This window comes from Paraburkholderia sp., from assembly GCF_049581445.1.
Classification (GTDB): Bacteria; Pseudomonadota; Gammaproteobacteria; order Burkholderiales; family Burkholderiaceae; genus Paraburkholderia.
Genome location: NZ_JBAURZ010000074.1, coordinates 1 through 23,322, shown reverse-complemented (window position 1 = coordinate 23,322; position 23,322 = coordinate 1). Strand labels below are relative to the sequence as shown.

Sequence of the window (23,322 nt, the reverse complement as noted above, 5' to 3'; positions counted from 1 at the left end):
CTCCATGGATGGATCACTGAATTCAATTGTAGGCCTTTATCTCTGTGATGGATCAGTCCATTCTGTACTCACACCCTCTCTTCCATCAAGGAATCGACATGAACCCGCTCCACGAAACGACCCGCGTAGGCCGCTACACGCTGCGCAACCGCCTCGTCATGGCTCCCATGACCCGCTCACGCGCAGACGAAACCGCTGGCGTCCCTTCCGAACTCGCTGTGCAGTACTACGCTCAACGCGCCGAGGCAGGGCTGATCGTCACCGAAGGCACGTTCCCGGCGCCGATGGGCAAGGGCTATGTGCGGACGCCGGGCATCCACTCGGCGGAACAGATCGCGGCATGGAAGCGCATCACCGATGCGGTTCACGCGAAAGGCGGACTGATTTTCCTGCAACTAATGCATACCGGACGCATCTCGCATCCGAGTCTGCTGCCGGACCAGGCGACACCGGTCGCGCCGTCGGCCATCGCCGCCGAAGGCCAGGTGTTCACCGCTTCGGGACCGCAAGATTTCGTGGTGCCGCGCGCGCTGGAAACCGCGGAGATTCCTGGCATCATCGAGGAGTACCGCACGGCCACCCGTCACGCGCTGGAAGCCGGATTCGACGGCGTTGAATTGCACGCCGCTTCGGGCTACCTGCCGGAACAGTTCCTCTCGTCCGGGACCAACCAGCGCACGGACCGTTACGGCGGTTCGCTCGAGAACCGCGCGGGGTTCATCCTGGACGTTCTTGCCGCGATGATCGACGAAGCGGGCAATGACCGCGTGGGTATCAAGATCGCGCCGGAAATGGGCTTTAACAGCGTAAGTGATGCGACGCCGCAGGAAACCTATCAGTACCTCGTGCAGCAGATGTCCAAGCTGAAGTTGGCGTATCTGCACCTCGTCCGCACGAAGAGCGCGTTCGATTACCGCGCGCTGCTGCGGCCGCTGTTCGACGGACCGCTTTTGCGCGGCGGTGGCCTCGACCGGCAGAGCGCAGAGTCGCTGATCTCGGACGACCACGCCGATGCCGTCGTATTCGGCAGCCTCTACCTCGCCAATCCTGATCTGCTGCAACGCCTCTCGACTGACGCACCCCTCAACACGCCCGATCGCGATACGTTGTACTCCGTCGGCGCCAAGGGCTACATCGACTATCCCACGCTGGCGGACGCCAGTAACCGGGCACTTCGAATTCACGCGTATGGCGGCTCGGATGCCATCTCGCTCGATCAGGTCGACACGCCATCCGTGGCATCTAACGAGGTGCTGGTTCGGGTACACGCGGCTGGTGTCAACGGACTCGACTGGAAGATTCGCGACGGCATTCTGCAGGACGTATTCCGCTTGCCGATGCCCGCAACACTCGGCATCGAACTCGCGGGCGAAGTGATCGAGACGGGAGCCGATGTGACGCAGTTCGCCATCGGCGAGCGCGTGATGGGCGCGCTGGGCGGCCTCGGCGCCTACGCAGATCGTGTCGCGATCGCGGCGGATAAGCTGGCCCGCGTGCCGGCGAGCCTGAGCGATACCGTCGCCGCAGCAATTCCCGTAGCGGCACTCACCGCGTGGCAGGCACTCTTCGAAGCGGGCGAACTGAAGCGGGGACAGACGGTACTGATTCACGGGGCATCCGGCAGCGTTGGGGGATTCGCGGTGCAGTTGGCGCACCGCGCCGGGGCGCGCGTGTTGACCACCGCGCGAGCCACAAACGCTGACTATTTGCGTAGCCTCGGTGCAGACGAAGTGATCGATTACCGTACCGCTTCGTTCTGGGAAAAGGTACGCGACGTGGACCTGATGCTGGACCTCGTCGGCGGTGACGCGCTGGCGAAGTCGTGGCAGGTGCTGGGTGCAGACGGGCGCATCGTCAGTACTGCCGCGCCGGAAATCACGACGCAAACGCCGCCGGGCAAACACGGTGTGTGGTTCCAGATGCGGGTGGACGCGAGGCTGATGACGGAGCTTGCCGAGGAGGTCGCGCGGGGCGATTTGCGAGCCACTGTGTCCGAGATCGTAGAGCTCGGCGATGCAGCCGGCGCGATTGAGCGCAACAAGACTGGACATGGGACGGGAAAAACGGTGATCAAGTTCCGGTAGTCGCGCAGCCTGAACCGGCAATGCGCTAGCTAAGCACGGCCGCTAACGATCGCGGTCGATGGTGATGCCATCGACCGCAATCGCTTTTATTCAGGCCGCACGCATTAAAGCGGTCGCTGCGCACCGCAATCCCGCAGGAGTCCTTGCCTCCGCCCCCTTCCACATAGGTTCGTACTTCACCTTCATCAAATTCCTTGCGCTTCTTCACTCTGCGTAATAGAGTACTCTACACATAACCAAAACGGAGTCGTCATGGCACTCTCTTCGGAACAGGCATCACAAGCGTTACGTGACCTTGAGGCGGTCAGTCAGCGCAGCGGCCAGCTCTACCGCTACCAACGCACCGCGCCAATGTTGATGCTGTGGGGCGTGATCTGGATCATCGGTTTCGGCGCGACTCAACTGGCTCCCGCGAGCGCACCATGGCTTTGGATCGTGCTTGATGTCGTCGGCGTGCTGGGGTGCATTTATCTCGGCAAACACGGCAAGCACGACGCATCAGCCAATACATCCTGGCGGTGGCTTGCGTCGATCCTGACAATCGCCGCTTTTTACGTGCTCGCATTGACGATCCTGCCTCCTTCCCATGGCTCGCAAGTCGCGGCGTTTATCGCGCTGATCGTCGCGTTGTTTTATGTGCTCGCGGGCCTGTGGATCGGTACGCGGCTCGCCATCATCGGCATTGCGCTTGCCGCGCTGACGGTGTTCGGCTACTTCATGCTCGCGGCGTATTTCGCCTTGTGGATGGCGGTGGTCGGCGGCGGCGCGCTGATTCTGGGTGGCCTTTGGCTGAGGACGGCGTAAATGGACCAACTGGACGAAACCATCCATCAGCCGGTTCGACTCAAGATCATGGCGGCGCTCAAAGCGTTGCCGAATCGCGAGGCCATCGAATTTGTCCGGCTACGCGCAATTGTCGACGCAACGGAAGGCAATCTCGGCGCACATCTCGCGACACTGGAAAAATGCGGCTACATCGAGATCAATAAGGACTTTGTCGGCAAGAAGCCTCGCACTCGCGTCGCGTTGACAAGCGCCGGACGGCGTGCATTCGAGCGGTATGTCGATTACTTGCGCGGCATTCTCGACGGCACACCGTGAATTGCGACGGGGCGTCGCGATGCATAGATGGCGACGCTTTGGCGCCATTTCATCGCCGCTCGCTGTCCTTCAGAACTCTACCAGCGCGAAGTCTTCCTTGCCCACATCGCAAAGCGGGCAACGCCAGTCATTGGAAACATCCGCCCAACCCGTGCCGGGCGCAATGCCTTCTTCGGGCAAGCCGGCCGCTTCGTCATAGATCCAGCCGCAGATTACGCATACCCATTGCTTGAAGACGTCGGCGGACGCGCGTTTTCTGCGGTAGCGGCGACAGTCGCGACGTCATCAACGGTACGCGTTGAGGGTGTGTCATCAAGGCTGACGACCAGCGGCGCAGCGGTGCCCGCACTGCTGCCTGCGAGTTGCGACTGCAGCGTATCGAGCAGCTTCTGTGCTTCGGTCAACGTCAGATCGATCCAGTAAGGATCGCCGGCTCCATCGTTGAGGCGTTGTGGAGCGAACTGGATTTCTAGGGCAACGCCCTTTTTATACATGAGAAACCGTATTCGGATGACCGGCGATTGTCGCCAGCCTGGTAAGCGATGAATGCTTCGCGCAACGAAACGACAGCGGCGTTAGATAAACAGCCGCGCTGCCAGTGAACCGAGCAGCCCGGCAAATCCGACAATCGCGAGTATCTGCATAAGCGTCAGCGATTTGCGCGACTTTGGTGTTTCGTGAGTCGGCAACGATGATCCGGATGAAGCCATAGCCTGTTCAAAATTCCTTGCAGCGCGCTGGATGCCAGCGCGGAATCGATCACGCCCGGGGCATCATGTGACTTGGTGATATCGCGGCCCGTGCGACGGACCATTATTATCCCTGCTCAACAGCGCTTCATTAGCTACGCCAAAGAGATGGATTGTTTCCTCTGAGTAGGTAAACACGCGTAAGGCATGGGTCGAGGACATGCGCTCCAATCTCTGGGTGTCCGTAACGACCAGTTGCCGCTTGAAGCCAAACGCCTTTTCGAGCCAATCCAGCGCAGCAAACGGGTCTTTGTAATAAACCGCGCTGCCCAACGAAGGACGTTGAAGTGCGTCGCTCATGAAGGTCTCCTGTAATAAACCTCCTGATTAATATTTCACAATATAGTTAAGCGAAATTCCAGGTCAAGGTAGAGGCAGGTCGATGTTTTTTAACGTCGTAACTTCACTCCGCAGGCACACCCGGTCAATCCCTCGCGCTAGAATCTGCTGCTGCGAAACAAAATAACGCGAGAGGCTTCACCATGGGGTGGTTCGACAAAGAGGTATGGCACGGACCGACCGTCATCGGCATCTATGAGACGCAGCCCGAAAAAGAACAGGCCGTTTTTCGGACTATCCTGGGCACCATTGCGCTGATCGTCTACGTCATAGTCGCCGCGCCACATCTTGACGCAGCCCACATCCACACCATCGAGATCATGGCGCTTTATGTGGTCTTTGGCGCGCTGTCATGGATCGCTGTACACGTCCACCCTCGAACCTCATTACCGCGGCTGACACTCACCACGATCATCGACCAGGGCATGGTTTTCACCGCCCTTGCACTGGGTGGCCGTGCCGCGCTGCCATTGCTGTTCATCGTATTCTGGTTTCTCGTAGGAGCGGGGAGCCGCTATGGAAAGCGTCCGTTGATCCTCTCCTGCGCACTGGCGGTAGGCGGCCTCGCTGGCTTGATGATGTGGGAACCATGGTGGAAGCTCAATCACCAGGCTGGCGCGGGACTGCTGCTGGGCGTCGTTGCCACGTCGTTCTATCTGTTTGTCTTTGTCAACAAACTCGAACGGCGAGCGGCAACCGATCCGCTAACCGGCCTTCTGAATCGCGCTAGCCTGGAACGCACGGTCGGACAGATGCCCCCACTGGCCAAACCACAGGACGGCACAACGGCCCTGTTCGTGATCGATCTGGATGGTTTCAAACAGGTGAATGATTCTTTCGGCCACTCGGTCGGGGACGACTTGTTGCAGCAGTTTGCCAAGGCACTCATCCAGCTGAGTCGACGCGGCGACGCCGTCGCCCGTCTCGGTGGCGACGAGTTCGTGGTCTTCGCTCGTCAGGTAGCAGGCAAAACCGGCGCGACGGCTTTGGCGGATCGCATCCACGCCGCCACTGAATCGATCAGGGTCGTTTCGGGTAACCCCGTAAATATCTCGGCCAGCATAGGCGTTTACCTGCGCTCCGGTGCAGAGCGTTCCCACAGATTGGACATGACCCGAGCTTTCCGGCTCGCGGATTACGCGATGTACACCGCGAAGGCGCGCGGTCGCAGACAAACCGTGTTTGCCGATGATTTGACCCAGGTGGAATCGGCCTGAATAACAGATAAAAACATCGCAAATGGCGATGCAAATATTTTTTGGTCAGCTAGAATCGTGAGCACAATGGGGACGCGAAAAGCCTGACGTCCGCCCGACAATCAAAAAAATCAAAATCGACATCTGACGATGAGAGAAAGCCCGGCACGCGTTCCGATCACATCGAACCGCGTAGCCAAGAAGAGGCGCAAACGTTTTCCAACACCCCCGCCAGACTCGCACGCACAATCTCGCGTAGATGAACTGAATAATTGTGTTCAAGTTTATTTCACGTATGCCGTAAGCCCGTCTATGTGGAAATCGGCGATCGTGGACGGGCAACTAGCTATCAAACCAATCCGCCCTTCTAACCGCTCTCGTTCGCTTTCCTTTTTCCTGGGGGTCAAACCTTGCGCCGCCCGCCGCTGACGCTGACAATTTCCGTGCTATTCGCGTGTGCCTTCATCGGTCTACACGCGGCGGTGTTGCTCGTCTTTCGATCCCAGGCAACGCTCGTCACCTACCCGTTCCTGCTGCTTTGTCCGACGCTGGTGATTGCAGCCTGCATCTGGCGCATCAAGCGGGTCGAACGTAAATCCCGTTCGGCGTGGATTCTGCTCGCCTTGGGCATGTTCCTCTGGTTGTGCGGCATGATGCTCAGCGCGTGGGAGGATCTCTTCGAGCATCTTCCGACCAGCGTCGCGTGGTTTTCCGATGTTTGCTTCTTCCTCTTTGACGTGCCGCTTTTGCTGGCCGTCTCGTCCGTCTCGGCGGAGCAGCCCGTTCCATTCTTTGTCTGGATGGATGGACTCCAGGCCCTGCTAACCGGCTACCTTACCTACATTACGATCTTTTCCGTGGTGCCGTTCTCCGGCGCGGCGCTTGAGCCGGTGCCCATCTCCGTGCTGTTGCTGACCTACAAGGCCGAGAACGTAATCCTCGTGGTGGCGTCCACCTTGCGCCTGCTGGCCCAGCCACGCGGACGCGAGCGCCGCTTCTATGCGATCCTCTGCGCCTTTTTGTGGATCTACGGAGTGATGGCATGGATCTACAACGACCTCGCCGTGACGACCGACGATCACACTCTGATTGATCTGATGGTCGATGTGGCGTTCCTCTTTCTGGCTGGCGCGGTCATCTTCCCCGCCTCGCCACGGCATCAAGTAGCAGAAGCCTCGCAGAAAACCAGGCTCGCGATATTCATTGAAAACGTCAGTCCCATTTTCTACACCGTCGCGCTGCTGGCGCTCAGCATGTCGGTGATGCGCCAACACTTTTATGCGGGCACGATTGGCGTGTTCACTGCGCTGGTCGTCTACGGCATCCGTATGACCACCTTGCAAGGCCGTCATCTGCGAGTGCAGCAGCAGTTGCACGAGGCCCATGATCGCCTTGAAGCCATCGCGTTGACGGACGGCTTGACTAACGCCGCCAATCGCCGCTGCTTCGATCAAACGCTCGTCGCCGAGTGGAACCGCGCAGTCCGCAATCAACAACCGCTTGCGTTGCTCCTCGTCGATATCGACTACTTCAAGCAACTCAATGACCGGTACGGCCATCCAGCGGGCGATAAATGTCTCGTCTCGATCGCGGCCGCACTGCAATCCACCCTGCCGCGCGGCGGCGATCTGCTGGCGCGCTATGGTGGCGAAGAGTTCGCGGCCCTTCTCCCGACCACCGATGAGGCCGGCGCGCAAGTGGTCGCAAACAGAATGCAGGACGCGATCCGAGCACTGAACATCAGGAACGAAACGCAGACGGGGACTTTCGTCACGGTCAGCATTGGGATTGCCATCTTCGAATCGTCGCACGCCGAGGCCGCCGATATCGTCGAGGCAGCCGACCAGGCCCTCTATCGCGCGAAAGAACGCGGACGCAACCGGATCGAATCGATTGCGCAGCGCGATCACCTAAGAGAACGACTCTGTTAGAGCGCGAGACCCGATGAGCGACGCGTACTCGTACCTACTAGCCAGTATCAGCAGCGCGTTTCAGCCCATCGTATCGCTTGCGCACCAGGCGCCCATCGGATATGAGGCATTGTTGCGTGCATCGATCAACGGCAGGCCCTGCTCACCCATAGAAGCCTTCCGACGCGCAGCGCTAGCCGATCGCACCGGTGAATTCGAGCGGGAATGTGTGCGAAGTCACGCCGCTCAATTCACCCAGCTCGCGGACGACGCAAGCGTTCTTTTTCTCAATGTACGTCCTGAAGTACTCACCCACCCCGTTCACGGGCCGGGGTTAATTTCAGACCTGCTTGGTAGCGGCATCCCTCCTGCGCGCCTCGCCATTGAGATTCTGGAAACCCCGCTGCCGCAAACTCAAACGCTCGTTGATGTGGCGGACCATCTTCGCACGCACGGCTTGCTCATCGCACTCGATGATTTTGGCGCCGGCGAGACCAACCTGAGCCGTGTCTGGGACTTGCGACCCGATGTCGTCAAGCTCGATCGTGAGTTGGTCCGGCAAGCCGCAACGAGTCATCGCAATGCGCGTAGTCTGCTGCGATTGGTAGAACTGCTACACGAAATTGGCACGCTCGTCGCCATCGAAGGGGTGGAAACCGAGGCGGAGGCGCTTTTGTGTCTCGATTGCGACGCTGACTTTGCGCAGGGCTACTACTTCGCACGCCCGGCGGCACTGACCGGTCAAGGTGATCCGAAGATTTCCGGCACTGAAGGATTACTACGCAACTTTCACGGCACCGAGCGGATCAAGCCCATTAGGGATCTCACAGGTTTGCAGCCGTATCGGCAGGCGTTCCAGAATGTCACCCGCATCTTTCGATCGGGACATCATTTTGCCGAAAGCGCGATGCAATTTCTCGGTCTGGACCTGTCGATCCGTATGTTCCTGCTGGATCAAAGCGGCGCGCAAATCGGCGAGCCAGTAGAGTCAAAAGATCATCCGATGCGCAGACAGGCGCGGTTCCCCTTGCTCACCCGAAGTGCTGGCGCGAACTGGTCGAAACGGCGCTACTTCAGAGACGCAGTGAATCGTCCTGGCGAGATGGTCGTCAGTGAGCCGTATGTCACCTCAGGGTCGATGAACCTTTGCGTGACGCTCGCTGCATGTATTGAAACGCTCGCGGGAAGACGCGTCGTTTGCGGCGATGTTCTGTTTGAGGAACTGGAAAGCCGCTAGCGTCAGGGCGGCGAACGCGGCTTCTCAGGCAACCGCGAGGCGCGACGCTCAACGAAAGAAAAATCGGCCGAAGGACCTCGGCCGATTTTTCAGCCTTCAACTTAATGTCCGGACAACAGAACATTCGCGATAACACCGGTCGCGATGGCGGCAAGCACATAATCACCGTTCACGCCGACCCACTGGTAGCCACGCGGCGGCGCTTGCAGTCCGTGCTCATGCCAATCGTCCACGACGTAGTTGTGATCGCGATACTCCGTGGGCAGCCGTTCACCCTTGTGCCAGTCATTGTGCGGAACGGGACCGCCCGGGCCACCCATCGACGCCTCATGGGTCGGCCCACCATGGCCGCCATGCGGCGCCCCGTGACCCGGATTGCCGCCTCTGTGCGGCTGCTGACCGCCACCGTGGTCATCATTGTGAGGTTGCGCGAATGCAGCGCCAGAAGCGCCAACTAACGAAGCAATCAACAGCGAAGCAATGACTTTCGATTTCATGTCTTGAGCCTTAAAAGAGTGCCGGGATAGCGGTCAGTGCCTGTTCATACGCTTGTTTCAAGGGGCGACAAATCGCACCCCTGACATTATGGCAACGAACCACGTCGGCGTAGTGTCAATCCAGCAAGGGTACGCATGCGCGTGGCTGGACATGGATGAAAGACTTGCCAGATTGCACATCCCATCCGGTAAATTGCACCGTAAATACGGTTATACGTGGCAATTTAGCTTCTCATTGGCAATATGCCGACTTCTCACATTGAGCTGAAAATACTATGATCGACCGGGCGCTTTGGTCAAGGCGCGTATGCTGTGCGCATTCCCTCTGGATAGCGGCATCAGTTGCTAACGCATGGGAAGCGATGCTGTCTATCTCCGCGCTGCGCTGGATATGGAGATCTCGTGAGCCGTCTCGTTGTCGTTTCAAATCGTATTGCCGACCCGCGTAAGGCCGCTGCCGGTGGGCTTGCTGTGGCCGTCAAGGAGAGCCTGCAGCGTACCGGTGGCCTCTGGTTTGGCTGGAGCGGAAAGATTCGCGACACGCCGGAGACGTCGCCGGAACACAGTGATGTTCAGATCCAGACCGCCAGCAATGTCACGCTCGCCACGGTCGATCTGAACCAGCACGATTACGAAACGTACTACCTGGGCTACGCCAACGGCGTCCTATGGCCCGTGTTTCATTACCGGCTCGACCTCGCGAATTTCGACACCCGCTTTGCTGCCGGCTACCGGCGTGTGAACCAGATGTTTGCCCGCAGGCTGAAGGCGCTGCTCAAACCCGACGACGTGATCTGGGTGCACGACTATCACCTGATCCCGCTCGCCGCCGAACTGCGGGCCATGGGATGCAGCAACCGCATCGGGTTCTTTCTGCATATCCCCATACCGCCGCCGCTCATCATGGCGGCACTTCCCGAACATGAATGGCTGATGCGCTCACTGTTTGCCTATGACCTCGTGGGTCTGCAAACGGAGGCTGACGTCACGCATTTCACGCACTACGTCGAAGCGGAGGCGAACGCCCAGGTCGTTGGCGCGAATGAATTGCGCGCCTTTAACCGTACGTTGCGAGTGGGCGCCTATCCGATTGGAATTGATGTCGCTGAATTCGAAGCGCTCGCCAACGGTAAGGATGGGCGCGACATGTTCGTGCGAATGCGCGAGGAATATTCGCGACGACGGCTGCTACTCGGCGTCGACCGGCTCGATTACTCGAAAGGTCTGCCGCAGCGGGTCCACGCGTTTCGCGAACTGCTTGCCACCTATCCGGAGAACCGCAACAGCGCGACACTGATCCAGATCGCGTCGCCAAGCCGTGAAGACGTCGGCGCATACGAGGTGTTGCGTCGTCAGATGGACAGCCTGTGCGGTGAAATAAACGGGGACTATGGCGAACTGGACTGGATGCCGGTGCGCTACATTCATCGCAATGTGGCGCGCAAACGTCTGCCGGGCCTCTATCGTGCCAGCCGGGTGGCGCTGGTGACGCCGCTACGCGACGGGATGAACCTGGTGGCCAAGGAGTTTATCGCCGCGCAAGACCCTGCCGATCCCGGCATGCTGGTGCTCTCACGCTTCGCGGGGGTTGCCGAGCAACTGAAGGAGGCGCTGCTGGTGAACCCGTACGACACACAAGGCACGGCTCACGCGATCCAGAAGGCCCTCACCATGCCGCTCGAAGAGCGGATCCAGCGACACGACGCGTTGTTAAAGCGCATACGCGAGAAGGATGTGCATTGGTGGTCCTCGAGTTTCCTTGAAGCACTCGAGGAGACGCCCAGTAATGGGGACCACTAAGTTCGCCCGGTCATCAGCATGGGCAAGCTCTTTGAGCGTCAAGCGTCCGTGCGCGGTGCGATAGTTCGCGCATTGACGGCCTTGTCGAAACACGCCCACACGACACCCTCGGTTTCCATGGCGTCATACACACTCGCGTAACTGGCTTCCCGGCAAAACGTGGACGACGTCAGCGGACGCACCACCTGTCCATTGACGTCGAAGCGCCAGCCATGCGACTGGCACATGAGCAAGCCGCCGCTCACCAGACCCGTCGACAACTCCGCCCCACGGTGTGGACAATAATCGTCCCAGACGTGTACGCCGCCTTCGCCGTCTCTCCAGACCACAAGCCGTCTGTCCTCGACGACGCAAGCTTGTGCGCGTTCTTTGCCAATCTCCGAAGATAGACAGACGACCCGCCATCCACGCGGATCATGTGATGTTTCAGTCATTGCTATTGATGGTTGATGGTGACGCGACGCACTCGAACCCGATTGGCCGCAGTGCAGTGCATTCGATGGCGCGCACGGCTGGCCGCTGGCGCTCATCTGCACGTTCAGTTCTACTTCGCTCCCAGCAATTCAATCTGCCCCGCAAACGCCTCCTCTTCTTCGAGGCATCGCAGATCGAGCAACAAGCGATTGTCAGCAATACGTCCAATGACAGGTACAGGCAACTCACGCAGTCGGGTCGCCAGCGCATTAAGCGCCGTGCCGGATTTTGCCTCAGCCGGGCTGATCGCGAGAGCCATGCTGGGAATGACGTCTACCGGCAGCGAGCCGCTGCCCACTTGACTGGCCACGGGCATCACCTCGACGCGCCACGCTGCGCCCAGCGCTTCAGATAGCCGGGGCTGCAATCGCGCAGCCAACGCTTCGATCTGCGCAAGCGGCCGCGTCAACAGACGCAACGTTGGCACGTCACGCAACAGATGCTCCGGGTTGCGATAAGCCAGCAAGGTCGCTTCCAACGCCGCAAGCGTCAGCTTCGACACACGCAGCGCCCGTTTCATTGGATGACGTTTGATCCGGTCAATCAAGGCCTTCTTGCCCACGATCAGCCCCGCCTGCGGGCCGCCGAGCAGCTTGTCACCGCTGAAGGTGACGATGTCGGCGCCAACGGCGATGGTGTCGCGCACGATCGGCTCCTTGGGCAAACCGTATGCCGTGAGATCGATCAGACTGCCCGCACCGAGGTCAATGAGAAAAGGCAGCCCGTGAGCATGCGCAATATCGGCCACCTCAGGTTCGCTCACTTCGGCCACGAATCCGTTGATCTTGTAGTTGCTCGTGTGGACCTTCATCAAGGCGGCAGTGTTCTGCCCAATCGCACGCTGATAGTCAACTGGATGCGTACGATTCGTAGTGCCGACTTCGACCAGTCGCACGCCGGCGCTGCGCATGACATCGGGAATTCGAAACGAGCCACCAATCTCAACCAGTTCGCCCCGTGAGAGGACCACCTCTTTCTCATAGGCGAGCGCGGCGAGCACAAGCAGCACTGCCGCGGCATTGTTGTTCACGACCGTGGCCGCCTCGGCCCCTGTAAGTTCGGTCAGGACCTCTTCGACTAGGCTATCGCGCTCGCCACGGCCTCCGCTGTCCAGGTCGAACTCGAGATTGCATGCCTCGCGCATGGCCATGCCGACGTGTTCGACGGCTCGCTCGGACAGCAACGCGCGGCCCAGATTGGTATGCAGCACTGTACCGGTGAGATTGAACACGCGACGCAGTGCGAACGTGCCGCGTTGCTTCAGGCGTGATGCCACCTGCCTGACAATCTCCTCCTCGTCAGGCGCCTGATAACCGGGTTCGGCAAAGTGTATGCGATAGCTTTCAATGACGGCACGAATCGCCTCGATGACCGCCGTGCGCCCATACGGGTCGAACAGGGCCTGGACCTGAGCGGAACGCGCCACGCGGTCTACCGATGGAAACGGGCTGGCAGTCTTGTTGATCGTCATGGCGGGTAGGCCTGGCAAACGGACACCTAACGAGTCCACGTGGCGCGCAATACCGTGGCAGCGATACAGGTACCGCAAAACGCGGCAAGCGATGCGCCCGAACTTCGACACGCCCACCCAAGCTTCGCACGAAACCCCTGATGCCGCTCATTATAGTGACTCGCGTGACGCGAATGCATTCACTCAGTCGTCGCCTCGCAGGCAAGCTGATCGGTGTGAACATCCTCGGTACTTCTGCCGAAGCTTGCAAGCGCAGCAAGACCTAGCAGCGCGAGCGCACTGCCGAGCAGAAAGTCCGCCGGAATGCCGACCCGGTCGACGATCGTGCCGCCGACCAGCGACCCCACCGCAATCGCAACCTGGATGATGCTGACGAACAGCGCGGAACCTGCCTCCGGAAACTCGGGCGTCGCGCGTTGGATCCAGACACTGAAGCACAGTGGCATCGCACCGAATGCAATGCCCCACGCCAGCACGTCCGCCGCGACAGCCCAATGCGAATGGCGCAACAGAGGCATCAAAAGAAGCGCGAACATCAACAGCGACACCATTGCCGCGACCGATCCCTTCAAGCTCCGGTTAACTGCACCCGAGGCCGCGAAGTTCGAAATGAAACCGATCACGCCGAAACCCAGCAGCAGCCAGGTAATGGTCGACATGTCGAAGTCAGCGTTGTGCAGCAGAAACGGCGTGATGTAGGTGTACGAGCAGAAGTGGGCGCCAAACACCAGCGCCACCATGAACATGCTTCTGCGCGGATAGGGCCGCCGCACGAGTGCGACCAGGTCGGAGAATCGCAGTGCCTTATGCGAGGGCAACGAGGGCACCAGCCAGAATTGCGCAACCAGCGCGACGGCCACCAGTACGCCCGTTGCCAGGAAAGAAAATCGCCACGACGAAAAACCGGCGATAAACGTGCCTAGCGGTACTCCAATCACAGTGGCGCAGGTCACGCCCGTCAGAATCGTCGCGGTGGCCTTCGCCGCGTCTTTGGGTTGAACGAGCCGGCCGGCCGCTGCGGTGGCCAGCGTCCAGAAGCCGCCCAAAGCAGCGCCCAGCAGCGCGCGGCCCACCAGCATGATCACGAAATTCGGCGCAAAAGCGGAGATAAGATTGGATGCGAGCAGCAGTGCGCTGAGCAGCAGAAACACATGCCGCCGGTCCATGCGACCGGCGCCCAGCATCAACCCTGGAGCCGAAAGCGCGGCGATAACGCCAGGCACCGTCACCATCAGACCAGCGGTGCCCGGCAAAATGTTCAATTCCCTTGCGACGTGCGGCAGCAAGCCGACCGGCAAAAACTCCGTCGTCACGAATGCAAACGCGCCAATGGCAACGGCAAATACCGATAGCCATTGCCGTAAAGACGACGCGTCACTCATTTCCGGCGCAGGCGTAGCCGCCGGTAGATTGTTCTCTACCAACATGATCGTGTGTGTCCTTTTGGACCAAGATGAGCTCACGCGGATCGAATGGGGGATCCATCCACGTGATCGAATTCGCGATGAAACGCTTGGCGATTTGCGGTCTGCAGAACTGCCTTGAGACTGAGGCACCACCTTACCACTGCATTAATTCTCTCGCCGACGCGGTGAAAATGGTCGTGGTCGCAGTAGGGGTATGAGCGAGAACCGCGCGCGATTTAGGCGCGCGGGCGGTGCGGTTTCGGGCGCTCGTTGCTTCAGCGCAATACGAGGCGACCTTCGACGGGATAGCCAGGATCCGTATATCCGGGCGTCGATGCGTGGCCTGGCGGAACCAGACTATCGACGAACTTCTCGTCGTCAGATGTGAGTTGCAGTTTCAGCGCTTCAACATAGCTATCCCAGTGTGCCTCAGTGCGGGGGCCCGCAATGGTGGAACTGACGAGCCGGTTCTTCATGACCCACGCCAGTGCAAAGGCGATTGAGGTCGTGCCACGCTCTGCGGCATGCGCGGCCACCTTTTGCGCAATCGCCAGCGATTCCGGACGCCATTCGGTCTGCTGGATCCGCTTGTCGCCGCGACCCGCGCGCGAATCGACCGGCGGCTTGCCGTCCAGTGCGTATTTGCCGGTCAGCACGCCACGCGCCAACGGGCTGTACGGCACGACGCCAATTCCGTAATGCCCTGCGGCGGGCAACTGCTCGACTTCGGCCGTCCGGTCGACCATGTTGTAAAGCGGCTCGCTCGCGACGGGACGATCAATCCCGAGTTGGTCGGCCAGACGCACGATCTCCGCGATGCGCCAGCCACGGAAGTTGGAAATGCCGAAGTAACGCACCTTGCCCTCGCGGATCAGATCGCCAACCGCGCGCACGCCCTCTTCGAGCGGCGCATCGAGCAACGCACGATGAAAGTACAGAAGGTCGATGTAGTCGGTGCCAAGGCGCTTCAGGCTGGCCTCGACCGACTGGTAGATCAGCTTGCGCGATTGGCCCTGTTCATTCGGACCCTGCTGACCAGGCGACGTCGGATAACCAAACTTCGTCGCCACGACCCAGCTATCGCGCCGCGCGGCAATTGCGCGGCCGACGACTTCCTCGGAACGGCCCGCGTGATACGCGTTAGCGGTATCGATGAAATTGACACCTTGATCAAACGCCTTGTCAATAATGCGGGCCGACGTCGCTTCGTCCGTCTCGCCGCCGAACATCATCGCCCCCAGACAAAGGGACGAAACCTTGAGGGCACTGCGGCCCAGATATCGATAATCCATTGATTTTCTCCGTGCAGACTGCGCCTGCGGGTTCTCACACATGCTTATCGCGCCGTGAAGCCGCTATCCACTGCTTCAGCGGATCTCCATGTCGCCGTATAACGAAGGCTGACGCCAACGCCTAGGGCGAACGCGACCAGATACGATAATAAGCAGACGTGGTCTATTGATAAAGACCACGAAACCGCAAGCCTTCATGAGCCTGGTTCATGAATCTGGGTAACCTGTGCTACGCGTGGCCTAGCTTCACGCGCGATAGCGCAGCGCATCGACGACGACGGTCATGGCTCGCGACGACTCGCGGCGGTTGGCGTAGTAAGCGTGCAGGCCCGGGAACGTCGGGCACCAGTCTTCCAGTACCGCCATGAGACGACCCGCCGCTACGTGTGCCTGCGCAACATCAGCGGGGACGTAGGCAAGACCGTAGCCCGACAACGCGGCATCCAGCATCTGATAAGTCCCATTGAAAGCGAGTTGCCCCTCTACCCGCACCTGCACTTCGCGATTGCCTTTTTTAAGCTCCCAGGCGTAAAAGCCACCCAATGTCGGCAACCGCAGATTGATGCAATTGTGCTGCGTGAGGTCTTGCGGTGTTTTCGGCCGCGGATGCTTCTCCAGATAAGCGGGCGAACCGACAACGGCCATGCGCATATCCGGCGCAATGCGCACCGCGATCATGTCTTTCGCCACCTGATCGCCGTTGCGCACGCCGATGTCATAGCGATCCGCGACGATATCGGCCAGACCGTAATCCGTGATGATCTCGACCTTGATTTCAGGGTATTTGCGAAGCACCTTCGAAAGCTTGGGCCAGAGGATGGACTTGGTCGCGTAATCGGTGGCGGTGATGCGGATCGTGCCCGCGGGTTTGTCGCGCAGTTCCGTCACGGCCGCCAGTTCGGCTTCGATCTCCTCGAATCGCGGCGCGATGGTCTGAAGTAGCCGCTCGCCGGCCTCGGTGGGCGAAACGCTGCGCGTGGTGCGCGTCAGGAGCCGCAGCCCGAGCCGTGTCTCGAGTGCGCGGATCGTATGACTCAACGCGGATTGGGAAACGCCCAACTGTGCAGCCGCACGTGTGAAGCTGCGCTCGCGCGCCACGGCGATGAAAGCCAGCAGGTCGTTGAAGTTTTCGCGCGGCATTGATGAACCCATCTCATAGGTGTTTGCCGATTCTACCGTCTAGTCACCGTTGGGTGTGGTGGTTAAATTGTCTGATTGCTCGCCAATGCACAGGACTACAGACATGGCTAATACCGAACCTCTGCCCCTCACACCTCTTCTGGACGATATGCGCTCGGTCTCCCCGGCACTCGCGCGCTACACGAGCAGCACGTTGCTTGGCGATCTGTGGAACCGCCCGCAACTGTCGGCGCGCGATCGCAGCATCGTAACGTTGTCGGTATTGATTGCGCGCAATCAGACCGTCGAGATGGCGTACTACCTGAACCTCGCGCTCGACAACGGACTCAAGGCGAGCGAAATCTCCGAGATCATCGCGCACCTCGCGTTCTATTCGGGGTGGGGCAATGCCGCGTCGGCTGTGGTGGCCACAAAAGCGGTGTTCGCGCAGCGCGGCATTACGGCGGAACAGCTTCCAGCTGCCTCGCGAGAACTTCTCCCGTTCGACGAAGCTGCTGAGGCTCAACGCTTCAGTACGGTCGAGAAAAACTTTGGCGCGGTAGCGCCCGGTGTCACGCAATACACGACCGATGCCCTCTTCCGTGATCTCTGGTTGCGCCCGGATCTCGCGCCGAGAGATCGGAGCCTGGTGACGGTCAGCGCGCTCGTCGCAAACGGTCAGGTCCCGCAATTGACCTTTCACCTGACACGGGCGATGGATAACGGATTGACGAAGTCGCAGGCGTCGGAAGTGATGACGCAGTTGGCGTTTTATGCCGGCTGGCCCAAGGTGTTTTCCGCACTGCCGGTGGTCAAGGAGATACTGGAGAAGCGGGCGGATTAGGCGCGGGGTTTGAGAAGCGCGGCGCGCCGTTCCAGGCTCTCCTTCGGCCAGAAGAGCGAGGCCTTGTAGTACTCGGCCACCGCTGGCACGCCCTCCCGAAGCACCACCCACGGCTGCTTCGATGCAGTAAAGATGTGTATATCGGGTGGCAGACGATCGGGCTCATCGAGCGTCCCCACCCGAACGAAACGCACGGCATCCCCTCCTCCGGCGTAGTTGCTCCACACGGCAACGTGACACCTTGGGCAACGCGAGATTTTTTGCCCCTTACCGCTGTGCGATGGCGTGTCGATGCCTTCAACCTCACCCTGCAACAACTCCACGCGATCTGCTTCGATCATCGCATTTAGCGCGAACGACGCGCCGCTCTCGCGCTGACACCAACGGCAATGGCAGCAATGAACAAAGAGAGGCCGTGATGCTATCCAATAGCGCACTGCGCGACACGTACAACCACCCTCATAAGTCTGCGGTTTGTCGAGATTCATCGCGCACCTCTCGCATAAGGAAACGGCGTTTGCTTCGTGGGGTAGTCCATGTTCGAGGTTCAGGTGACAGCCGTCAAGACGTGAGGCAGTGTCGACTGCGTGATATCACATATGGCGATGATGTTGATGGACGATGTCGAACAAGTGGTGCGTGAAGTCCGACGCATTCTGCGCCCGCAAGGCCAGTTCGCGGCAATTGTAGGTCGGACGTTTTTGCGCGCTTCCTGCACGCTCTCAAGGCGATACAGCAAAGCGATGGAACGATCTGTACAGGATGGGGCTTCGCCTGATCCGCGCTCAGGCGAAGTAGCACGCGTTTGCCTAGTTTGCGAAATGATCCGTCGCGGCCATCAAGGCCTTCAGGATGCCGGCCTCGTTATAAGCGTGACCGGCATCGGGAATGATCTGCAGCGTCGCCTTGGGCCACGCTTTGGACAAATCCCAAGCCGTGCGAGCGGGCGTCGCCACATCGTAACGGCCTTGCACGATGACGCCCGGTATCTCCGCGAGACGCGTCGCATCACGCAGCAACTGTCCTTCTTCGACAAACCCTTCATGAACGAAGTAGTGGTTTTCGATTCGCGCGAACGCCAGCGAGTAATCGTCATCGCCAAAATGCACTTCAAGTTCGGGGTTCGGTAACAGGGTAATGGTGCGTCCCTCCCACAGGCTCCAGGCGCGCGCACACTGTTGTTTCACGACTTCATCGTCGCCGGTGAGGCGACGCCGATAGGCACCCATCAGATCATCGCGCTCATCAACTGGAATGGGCGCCAGGAAACCTTCCCAAAGGTCCGGGAAGAGCCACGATGCGCCTTCCTGGTAGTACCACAGCAGCTCGGCGCGACGCATGGTGAAGATACCGCGCACGATCAACGCACTGACCCGCTGCGGATGCGTTTCCGCATACGCGAGTCCCAGCGCACTGCCCCACGATCCGCCAAACACTACCCACTTGTCGACACCGATCATCTCCCGCAAACGTTCGATGTCCGCGACCAGATCCCACGTGGTGTTGTTCTCCAGACTGGCGTGCGGTTTGGAACGGCCGCATCCGCGTTGATCGAACAGCAGCACGTTGTAGCGCGCCGGGTCGAACAGCCGCCGATGATCCGCGCTGCACCCGGCACCGGGTCCACCATGCAGGAACACTGCGGGTTTGCCGTTCGGGTTGCCGCACAGCTCCCAATAGACCTGGTGTCCGTCGCCGGTATCGAGAAAACCGTGCTTGTAGGGTTCGATTGCTGGGTACATGTGTGATTCGTTCCAAAAGATGATTGCCGCTCGCGCGCCGCACAGATTCCGCGCGCGCATATGCTTGCACGATACATGCAGCGATCCGAGGGCGCAACGGTACGCGCCATCGCGGCGTTACAGCGTTACGCCGCCTGGGTCTGCTGATTCATCCAGGTCTCGAACGCCGCATACATTGCCTGCAGCGATTCGTCGTTGGTCGCGATCCGTTCAGCGCCGTGAACGATTGAGATTGATGCAGCGAGGTCGCCGGAATCGCCATGCGGTAGGGCGTGCTCATTGTTAGCGAAGGCTTCTTGCGCCGACGCCCATGTTTCCTGCGGCGAGCGATTGCATTCCGCGGCCAGCCACGCTGCGTTCAACGGCTCACCGGTCAGGCTTTGCAGCGTTTGATCGAGCGTCAAACTATTGCCCGCTGCCCAGCAGTGCCGCGCGAGCAGTGGACCCACAGCTGGGTTATCGACGATAAAGCCCAGCGTGCGCATCAGATAAGCGCGCGTTTGCGCCGCCGCCATCTTCGCCAGCAGATAGCCATGATAGTAGGCGGCGATGTCGTGATAGACGGGATGCGGGATGGCGAGGACATAGTCGGTGTGGTCCGCAACGCCGAGGACGCGCTGTGTCACCGAGCGTGCGAGTTCGAGCACCGAATCGGCCGTGCGCTGCGCATCGTCCATGCTGTATAGCGCGTGTTCGAAGTACGTGGGTACGAGGTCGCGTCGTTCGGTGTAAGCGCGGAACATCTGACGCATCTCGACCCGCTCGCGGATCATCTCGTCGGGCATCGCATCGCCTGCCGCGTTACGCGCATAGCGCCGGATCCAGCAGGCATCGCTCGGCAGGGCATCGAAGAACTTGGCCTGCGCCTCGAGAAACGCGGGAGTCGTGGGCGCAAATTCCTGGGTAAAACATGGGGAATTCAGCGTCACGTTTGAAAGATGCGCCGCATGTCCGGCTTCGTGGAACAACACGTTAAGCCCCTGCAAGCCCGCCCCTGTCTGGCGCGGACGGGCTGTCGAGGTGAAGCGCACATCGGCTGGTATCCATCCGAGGACATCATCGTGATAGCCGGGGACGGGCGCCACGCAAAATCCCGTGGGAAACTTGCCCGGCCGTTCGAGCAGATCGATTTCAATGCGCGCACCGCGATATGACACGCCCATACGCCGGAACGATTCCGCCCAGCGTTCAAGCGCCTTGCTAAAGGGGAAATACGCATTGGCTGCAAGCGCTGCGCTACCGCGCATTCTGAAAGACAGATTGTGTGGTTGCAAAGCGGCTTCACCGTGCGTCTGCGCAATACTTTGCAAGGACCTGAGATGCGCGTCGCGAGTGTTGCGTTCGAATGCGTCGAATACTTCGAACAGTTGCTCCGGGGTCATCGCGCTATTGGTTTGCAGGCGATAGTCGAAGAAGTTGCGATAGCCTAGTTCGCGCGCCAGGACGTTGCGCTTCGCGACGATCTCAAGGAAGCCGTTTTCCAACACCCATCGTTCGAGGCCCTGCAGAGCGTCGTGAGAGCTACGGCGTGCGGCTTCATCCGGATTGGTTGCGAGATTGGCGCGCAGCGCGGCTGGCGATGCCTCTTCGCGTTGACCCGCCGCGTTCAGATGATGCATCCGGTAAGCCTGACGGCGCGCGAACAGATCGGCGTCCATGCTGAGCAGTTCGGCCTGCAGTGCTGCTGCACGGGCATTGCCCATCGTGTTGCACTCAAATGCCTTGATCCAGCCGCGCAATCCGCCAATCAGTGCGTCGCGCTCGACAGACGGGTCGATGCGCTCCAATGCGGCGAGATGCTTGCGGCTTTGCGCGATGCGATCTGCATCGGCTAGGAAGGTCTTGCGCGCGAGACTCGATGCGGCGAGCCCGTCGTGGGCGTCGCTCTGCCCGGTATGCGTTGCCCAGTAAAGCTCGCCTTGGGTTTGGTGCAGGCCCAGATAATCCTGATTGAGTTGATCAAAGAAGAGGCGAGCACTTTTCATAGGCGTGGCGTCCGGGAGGCTTCGAGTTGGCGTGGGTCGTTGATGCGTATCGTATAGGTTGTACGAACGCGTCAACGCCACACTCATCGTAGCGCAACCGGCCTACAGTTCACTTGCTTGATCGCGTCACGTCACGCCTCCTCATGCAAGTCGTTGCTGTACCCCTCCCCGTTAGCCCGCCTCGTCACTGCCCCGTATATCCGACCGGTGCCGTCACATTGCTTTGCATCACCGTCGCATTGGACGACACCACGTAGATCGGCGACTCCGTCAACGTCAGATTCACGACACCGTTGCTGTACGCCACCGAGGATGGATTGCCCATCATGTCGATCACCGTGACATGGCCGCTGGTTCCCGGCGAGTCGACAGTCAACGCATATGCTGTGCTGTAGGTCGGGCTATACGTGCCCGCCGAGGTCGGCCAGTCAGCATTGTTGTGCGTCCACAGCGCGGTAATCACCGCGCCCCCGCCCAATTGCTGGAAGGCGTAGGCGTACACCATCGAAGGCAGGTTGTTCAGATGTCCCAACGTTTGCGTGCCATCGATGACATCCGTCAGCGCTGCCATCGCCATCGCTTCCGGCTTCGGGCTCAGAGTGGTCGCACCATACTGCCCTTGCGGGTCCACGATGTCGAAGAACGTCCCCTCGCCGATATCACCCGGATAGTCCGAGCCGTAGAAGAAATACGTGACCTGCGCCCCTTCGCCGAGAATGATCAGATGGGCCCGCACCGCCACGGCCGCCTGTCCATACAACTCATTGGCGGGCGGATAGGTTGCGCTATATGCCGCGCCAGAGTCGTAGCTAATACCCAGTTCCGTGGACCACAGCCGCATATTCGGCTTGAAGCTCTGCATTTCCGTACGCAACTCGCGCATCTGCTGATCCAGTGCGTTCTTGACGTTAGCCGGATTCGGATCGGTGTCGTACTGCTCCGGCGGATGTCCCGCATAGGTGCCGGCGTTGTAGTAACCGTGCGTGGTAACGCCGTCCAGATAGCTACCCAGACCGAGCGGAACATAGGTTTGCAGATACCCTTGCGTACACGCGGTCACGCAGTTGGCCGGGAACACGTTGGTGGTGCCCATGACCACCGCGTTCGGGTCGGTCGAGTGCAGGCCGTTATAGACGGCCGCGTACATTGCGACGAAGTTCGCCGTCGAGTCCGCCCACTGCGGCTCCCAGGTGACCTGATAATAGTCGTTCTGCTGAGTCGGGAAGTAGGTCTGGCGAATCGCCACCGAATCGGTGCCAACGCGCGCCATATAGTTCTGGTAGTAGGTCTCATTGGTCGGCGCGTTGGTGTCGTCCTCGAACCCACCGGTTGGACTGGCCCATCCGGGAATCCCGTCCAGACGAATCAGCCGCATGATCTTGCCGTTCGTATAGAACGGGTCGAGGTCCGAGAGCGCAGGCGTCCATGTATTCGGGCCGTTGGGCTCCATGAAGGACAACTGCCGGTTGTCGATGGTCTGCGAGATGCCGAGATCGGTCAGCATGGGACCATTGTCGTTAAACCCTTGCATACCGAAGCGGTGCTGTTCCTGATGCGCATACGTCACAGCCGGAATCGTCGCCGACAGGTTGGGCAGGATACCGAACGTTGCGATTCCTGCGGGTCGGGTGCCTGCCTCTGGCAACGTTCCGCCTGCTGAGGACAACGTCGCCGTGATGGCGAAATAACCCGAGACGGCTGCCTTGCACGACAACGTGCTGGTTTCCGTGCCGCCGGGAACCGGGAATGAGCCGCTGCCCTTCACGTTGCCCAGTTGATCCTGCATGGACCACACCACCGTGTCCGACGACGGCGCCACGGTGATGAACGATACCTGGAAGGCACTGCCTTCGGCGAACATGCGTGTGCCGTCCGACGTTGGGGTGTCCGCGCTGATCAGGCTACTGGAGGTGCCGCCAGCGGTCGTCGTTGCCGTTGCACAGGCGATGGTGCCTGTGGGTGTTGGTGTTGGTGTTGGTGTTGGTGTTGGTGTTGGTGTTGGTGTTGGTGTTGGTGTTGGTGTTGGTGTTGGTGTTGGTGTTGGTGTTGGTGTTGGTGTTGGTGTTGGTGTTGGTG

The 23,322-nt window shown here is 59.9% G+C and carries 18 protein-coding genes and 3 pseudogenes; 9 read left to right on the top strand and 12 right to left on the bottom strand.

What is annotated here, in order from left to right:
- Nucleotides 1–98 precede the first annotated feature (98 nt).
- From WCA85_RS05760 to WCA85_RS05750, 3 genes are all read left to right on the top strand, one after another.
- Entirely contained in the window at nucleotides 99–2,084 is a 1,986-nt protein-coding gene (locus WCA85_RS05760; RefSeq protein WP_424062204.1) for a zinc-binding dehydrogenase, read from the top strand.
- 252 nt (nucleotides 2,085–2,336) lie between these two features.
- A complete protein-coding gene (locus WCA85_RS05755; protein ID WP_424062203.1) occupies nucleotides 2,337–2,888 on the top strand; it encodes a hypothetical protein in 552 nt (183 codons plus the stop codon).
- On the top strand, nucleotides 2,889–3,185 hold the full coding sequence (locus tag WCA85_RS05750; protein ID WP_424062202.1) for a winged helix-turn-helix domain-containing protein: 297 nt from the start codon (nucleotides 2,889–2,891) through the stop codon (nucleotides 3,183–3,185). It begins immediately after the preceding gene.
- Between the two features lie 69 nt (nucleotides 3,186–3,254).
- Here the strand turns inward: WCA85_RS05750 and WCA85_RS05745 are convergent.
- Together WCA85_RS05745 and WCA85_RS05740 are read right to left on the bottom strand one after the other, a co-directional pair.
- A pseudogene (locus WCA85_RS05745) lies at nucleotides 3,255–3,679 on the bottom strand (rubredoxin).
- A gap of 429 nt (nucleotides 3,680–4,108) precedes the next feature.
- Nucleotides 4,109–4,234: pseudogene (locus WCA85_RS05740) on the bottom strand (VOC family protein); the annotation flags it as partial.
- Between the two features lie 182 nt (nucleotides 4,235–4,416).
- Here WCA85_RS05740 and WCA85_RS05735 point away from each other — a divergent pair.
- The 3 genes from WCA85_RS05735 (at nucleotide 4,417) to WCA85_RS05725 (ending at nucleotide 8,616) form a co-directional block, all read left to right on the top strand.
- Complete coding sequence (locus WCA85_RS05735; protein WP_424062201.1) at nucleotides 4,417–5,490, top strand: GGDEF domain-containing protein; 1,074 nt, start codon at nucleotides 4,417–4,419, stop codon at nucleotides 5,488–5,490.
- A gap of 422 nt (nucleotides 5,491–5,912) precedes the next feature.
- Entirely contained in the window at nucleotides 5,913–7,400 is a 1,488-nt protein-coding gene (locus tag WCA85_RS05730; protein WP_424062200.1) for a GGDEF domain-containing protein, read from the top strand.
- A 13-nt stretch (nucleotides 7,401–7,413) separates the two neighbouring features.
- Nucleotides 7,414–8,616 carry an EAL domain-containing protein gene (locus WCA85_RS05725; protein WP_424062199.1) on the top strand — a complete coding sequence of 401 codons (1,203 nt, stop codon included), beginning with the start codon at nucleotides 7,414–7,416 and terminating at the stop codon, nucleotides 8,614–8,616.
- A 101-nt stretch (nucleotides 8,617–8,717) separates the two neighbouring features.
- Here the strand turns inward: WCA85_RS05725 and WCA85_RS05720 are convergent, their stop codons facing one another.
- On the bottom strand, nucleotides 8,718–9,113 hold the full coding sequence (locus WCA85_RS05720) for an RcnB family protein (protein WP_424062198.1): 396 nt from the start codon (nucleotides 9,111–9,113) through the stop codon (nucleotides 8,718–8,720).
- A 402-nt stretch (nucleotides 9,114–9,515) separates the two neighbouring features.
- Here WCA85_RS05720 and otsA point away from each other — a divergent pair, with 402 nt between their 5' ends.
- Nucleotides 9,516–10,913: an alpha,alpha-trehalose-phosphate synthase (UDP-forming) gene (gene otsA, locus WCA85_RS05715; protein WP_424062197.1), complete on the top strand. Its 1,398-nt coding sequence runs from the start codon at nucleotides 9,516–9,518 to the stop codon at nucleotides 10,911–10,913.
- Between the two features lie 38 nt (nucleotides 10,914–10,951).
- Here the strand turns inward: otsA and WCA85_RS05710 are convergent, their stop codons facing one another.
- The 5 genes from WCA85_RS05710 to WCA85_RS05690 all read right to left on the bottom strand — a co-directional run bounded on the left by WCA85_RS05710 (nucleotide 10,952) and on the right by WCA85_RS05690 (nucleotide 16,696).
- Nucleotides 10,952–11,347: a Rieske 2Fe-2S domain-containing protein gene (locus WCA85_RS05710; RefSeq protein ID WP_424062196.1), complete on the bottom strand. Its 396-nt coding sequence runs from the start codon at nucleotides 11,345–11,347 to the stop codon at nucleotides 10,952–10,954.
- A 110-nt stretch (nucleotides 11,348–11,457) separates the two neighbouring features.
- Nucleotides 11,458–12,858, bottom strand: coding sequence for an L-seryl-tRNA(Sec) selenium transferase (gene selA, locus WCA85_RS05705; RefSeq protein ID WP_424062195.1), 1,401 nt, complete (start codon nucleotides 12,856–12,858; stop codon nucleotides 11,458–11,460).
- Between the two features lie 179 nt (nucleotides 12,859–13,037).
- The gene (locus WCA85_RS05700; RefSeq protein WP_424062194.1) at nucleotides 13,038–14,285 is read right to left on the bottom strand and encodes an MFS transporter; all 1,248 of its coding nucleotides are present in this window, start codon (nucleotides 14,283–14,285) and stop codon (nucleotides 13,038–13,040) included.
- Between the two features lie 254 nt (nucleotides 14,286–14,539).
- Nucleotides 14,540–15,556 (bottom strand): aldo/keto reductase, encoded by a 1,017-nt coding sequence (locus WCA85_RS05695; protein WP_424062193.1) that lies wholly within the window; start codon nucleotides 15,554–15,556, stop codon nucleotides 14,540–14,542.
- A gap of 246 nt (nucleotides 15,557–15,802) precedes the next feature.
- Nucleotides 15,803–16,696: a LysR family transcriptional regulator gene (locus WCA85_RS05690; protein ID WP_424062192.1), complete on the bottom strand. Its 894-nt coding sequence runs from the start codon at nucleotides 16,694–16,696 to the stop codon at nucleotides 15,803–15,805.
- Nucleotides 16,697–16,799: 103 nt separating this feature from the next.
- Between WCA85_RS05690 and WCA85_RS05685 the strand changes: the two genes are divergently transcribed.
- Nucleotides 16,800–17,519 carry a carboxymuconolactone decarboxylase family protein gene (locus tag WCA85_RS05685; protein WP_424062191.1) on the top strand — a complete coding sequence of 240 codons (720 nt, stop codon included), beginning with the start codon at nucleotides 16,800–16,802 and terminating at the stop codon, nucleotides 17,517–17,519.
- Here WCA85_RS05685 and WCA85_RS05680 read toward each other — a convergent pair.
- Nucleotides 17,516–18,007, bottom strand: coding sequence for a GFA family protein (locus WCA85_RS05680; RefSeq protein ID WP_424062190.1), 492 nt, complete (start codon nucleotides 18,005–18,007; stop codon nucleotides 17,516–17,518). The two genes, WCA85_RS05685 and WCA85_RS05680, sit on opposite strands and share 4 nt — an antisense overlap.
- A gap of 96 nt (nucleotides 18,008–18,103) precedes the next feature.
- Here WCA85_RS05680 and WCA85_RS05675 point away from each other — a divergent pair.
- A pseudogene (locus tag WCA85_RS05675) lies at nucleotides 18,104–18,187 on the top strand (hypothetical protein); the annotation flags it as partial.
- 141 nt (nucleotides 18,188–18,328) lie between these two features.
- On the opposite strand, the gene pip reads toward WCA85_RS05675, so the two are convergent.
- The 3 genes from pip to WCA85_RS05660 form a co-directional block, all read right to left on the bottom strand.
- Entirely contained in the window at nucleotides 18,329–19,261 is a 933-nt protein-coding gene (pip, locus tag WCA85_RS05670) for a prolyl aminopeptidase (protein ID WP_424062189.1), read from the bottom strand.
- A gap of 125 nt (nucleotides 19,262–19,386) precedes the next feature.
- Entirely contained in the window at nucleotides 19,387–21,246 is a 1,860-nt protein-coding gene (locus tag WCA85_RS05665) for a M3 family metallopeptidase (RefSeq protein WP_424062188.1), read from the bottom strand.
- 184 nt (nucleotides 21,247–21,430) lie between these two features.
- The coding region (locus WCA85_RS05660; protein WP_424062187.1) for a hypothetical protein at nucleotides 21,431–23,322 on the bottom strand (1,892 nt) is incomplete at its 5' end.

What these genes read in the sequence shown, in the direction of transcription:
- WCA85_RS05760 (WP_424062204.1), top strand. Translation starts at nt 99, where the DNA reads ATGAACCCGCTCCACGAAACGACCCGCGTAGGCCGCTACACGCTGCGC.
- WCA85_RS05755 (WP_424062203.1), top strand. Translation starts at nt 2,337, where the DNA reads ATGGCACTCTCTTCGGAACAGGCATCACAAGCGTTACGTGACCTTGAG.
- WCA85_RS05750 (WP_424062202.1), top strand. Translation starts at nt 2,889, where the DNA reads ATGGACCAACTGGACGAAACCATCCATCAGCCGGTTCGACTCAAGATC.
- WCA85_RS05735 (WP_424062201.1), top strand. Translation starts at nt 4,417, where the DNA reads ATGGGGTGGTTCGACAAAGAGGTATGGCACGGACCGACCGTCATCGGC.
- WCA85_RS05725 (WP_424062199.1), top strand. Translation starts at nt 7,414, where the DNA reads ATGAGCGACGCGTACTCGTACCTACTAGCCAGTATCAGCAGCGCGTTT.
- WCA85_RS05720 (WP_424062198.1), bottom strand. Translation starts at nt 9,113, where the DNA reads ATGAAATCGAAAGTCATTGCTTCGCTGTTGATTGCTTCGTTAGTTGGC.
- WCA85_RS05710 (WP_424062196.1), bottom strand. Translation starts at nt 11,347, where the DNA reads ATGACTGAAACATCACATGATCCGCGTGGATGGCGGGTCGTCTGTCTA.
- selA (WP_424062195.1), bottom strand. Translation starts at nt 12,858, where the DNA reads ATGACGATCAACAAGACTGCCAGCCCGTTTCCATCGGTAGACCGCGTG.
- WCA85_RS05700 (WP_424062194.1), bottom strand. Translation starts at nt 14,285, where the DNA reads ATGTTGGTAGAGAACAATCTACCGGCGGCTACGCCTGCGCCGGAAATG.
- WCA85_RS05695 (WP_424062193.1), bottom strand. Translation starts at nt 15,556, where the DNA reads ATGGATTATCGATATCTGGGCCGCAGTGCCCTCAAGGTTTCGTCCCTT.
- WCA85_RS05690 (WP_424062192.1), bottom strand. Translation starts at nt 16,696, where the DNA reads ATGCCGCGCGAAAACTTCAACGACCTGCTGGCTTTCATCGCCGTGGCG.
- WCA85_RS05685 (WP_424062191.1), top strand. Translation starts at nt 16,800, where the DNA reads ATGGCTAATACCGAACCTCTGCCCCTCACACCTCTTCTGGACGATATG.
- WCA85_RS05680 (WP_424062190.1), bottom strand. Translation starts at nt 18,007, where the DNA reads ATGAATCTCGACAAACCGCAGACTTATGAGGGTGGTTGTACGTGTCGC.
- pip (WP_424062189.1), bottom strand. Translation starts at nt 19,261, where the DNA reads ATGTACCCAGCAATCGAACCCTACAAGCACGGTTTTCTCGATACCGGC.
- WCA85_RS05665 (WP_424062188.1), bottom strand. Translation starts at nt 21,246, where the DNA reads ATGAAAAGTGCTCGCCTCTTCTTTGATCAACTCAATCAGGATTATCTG.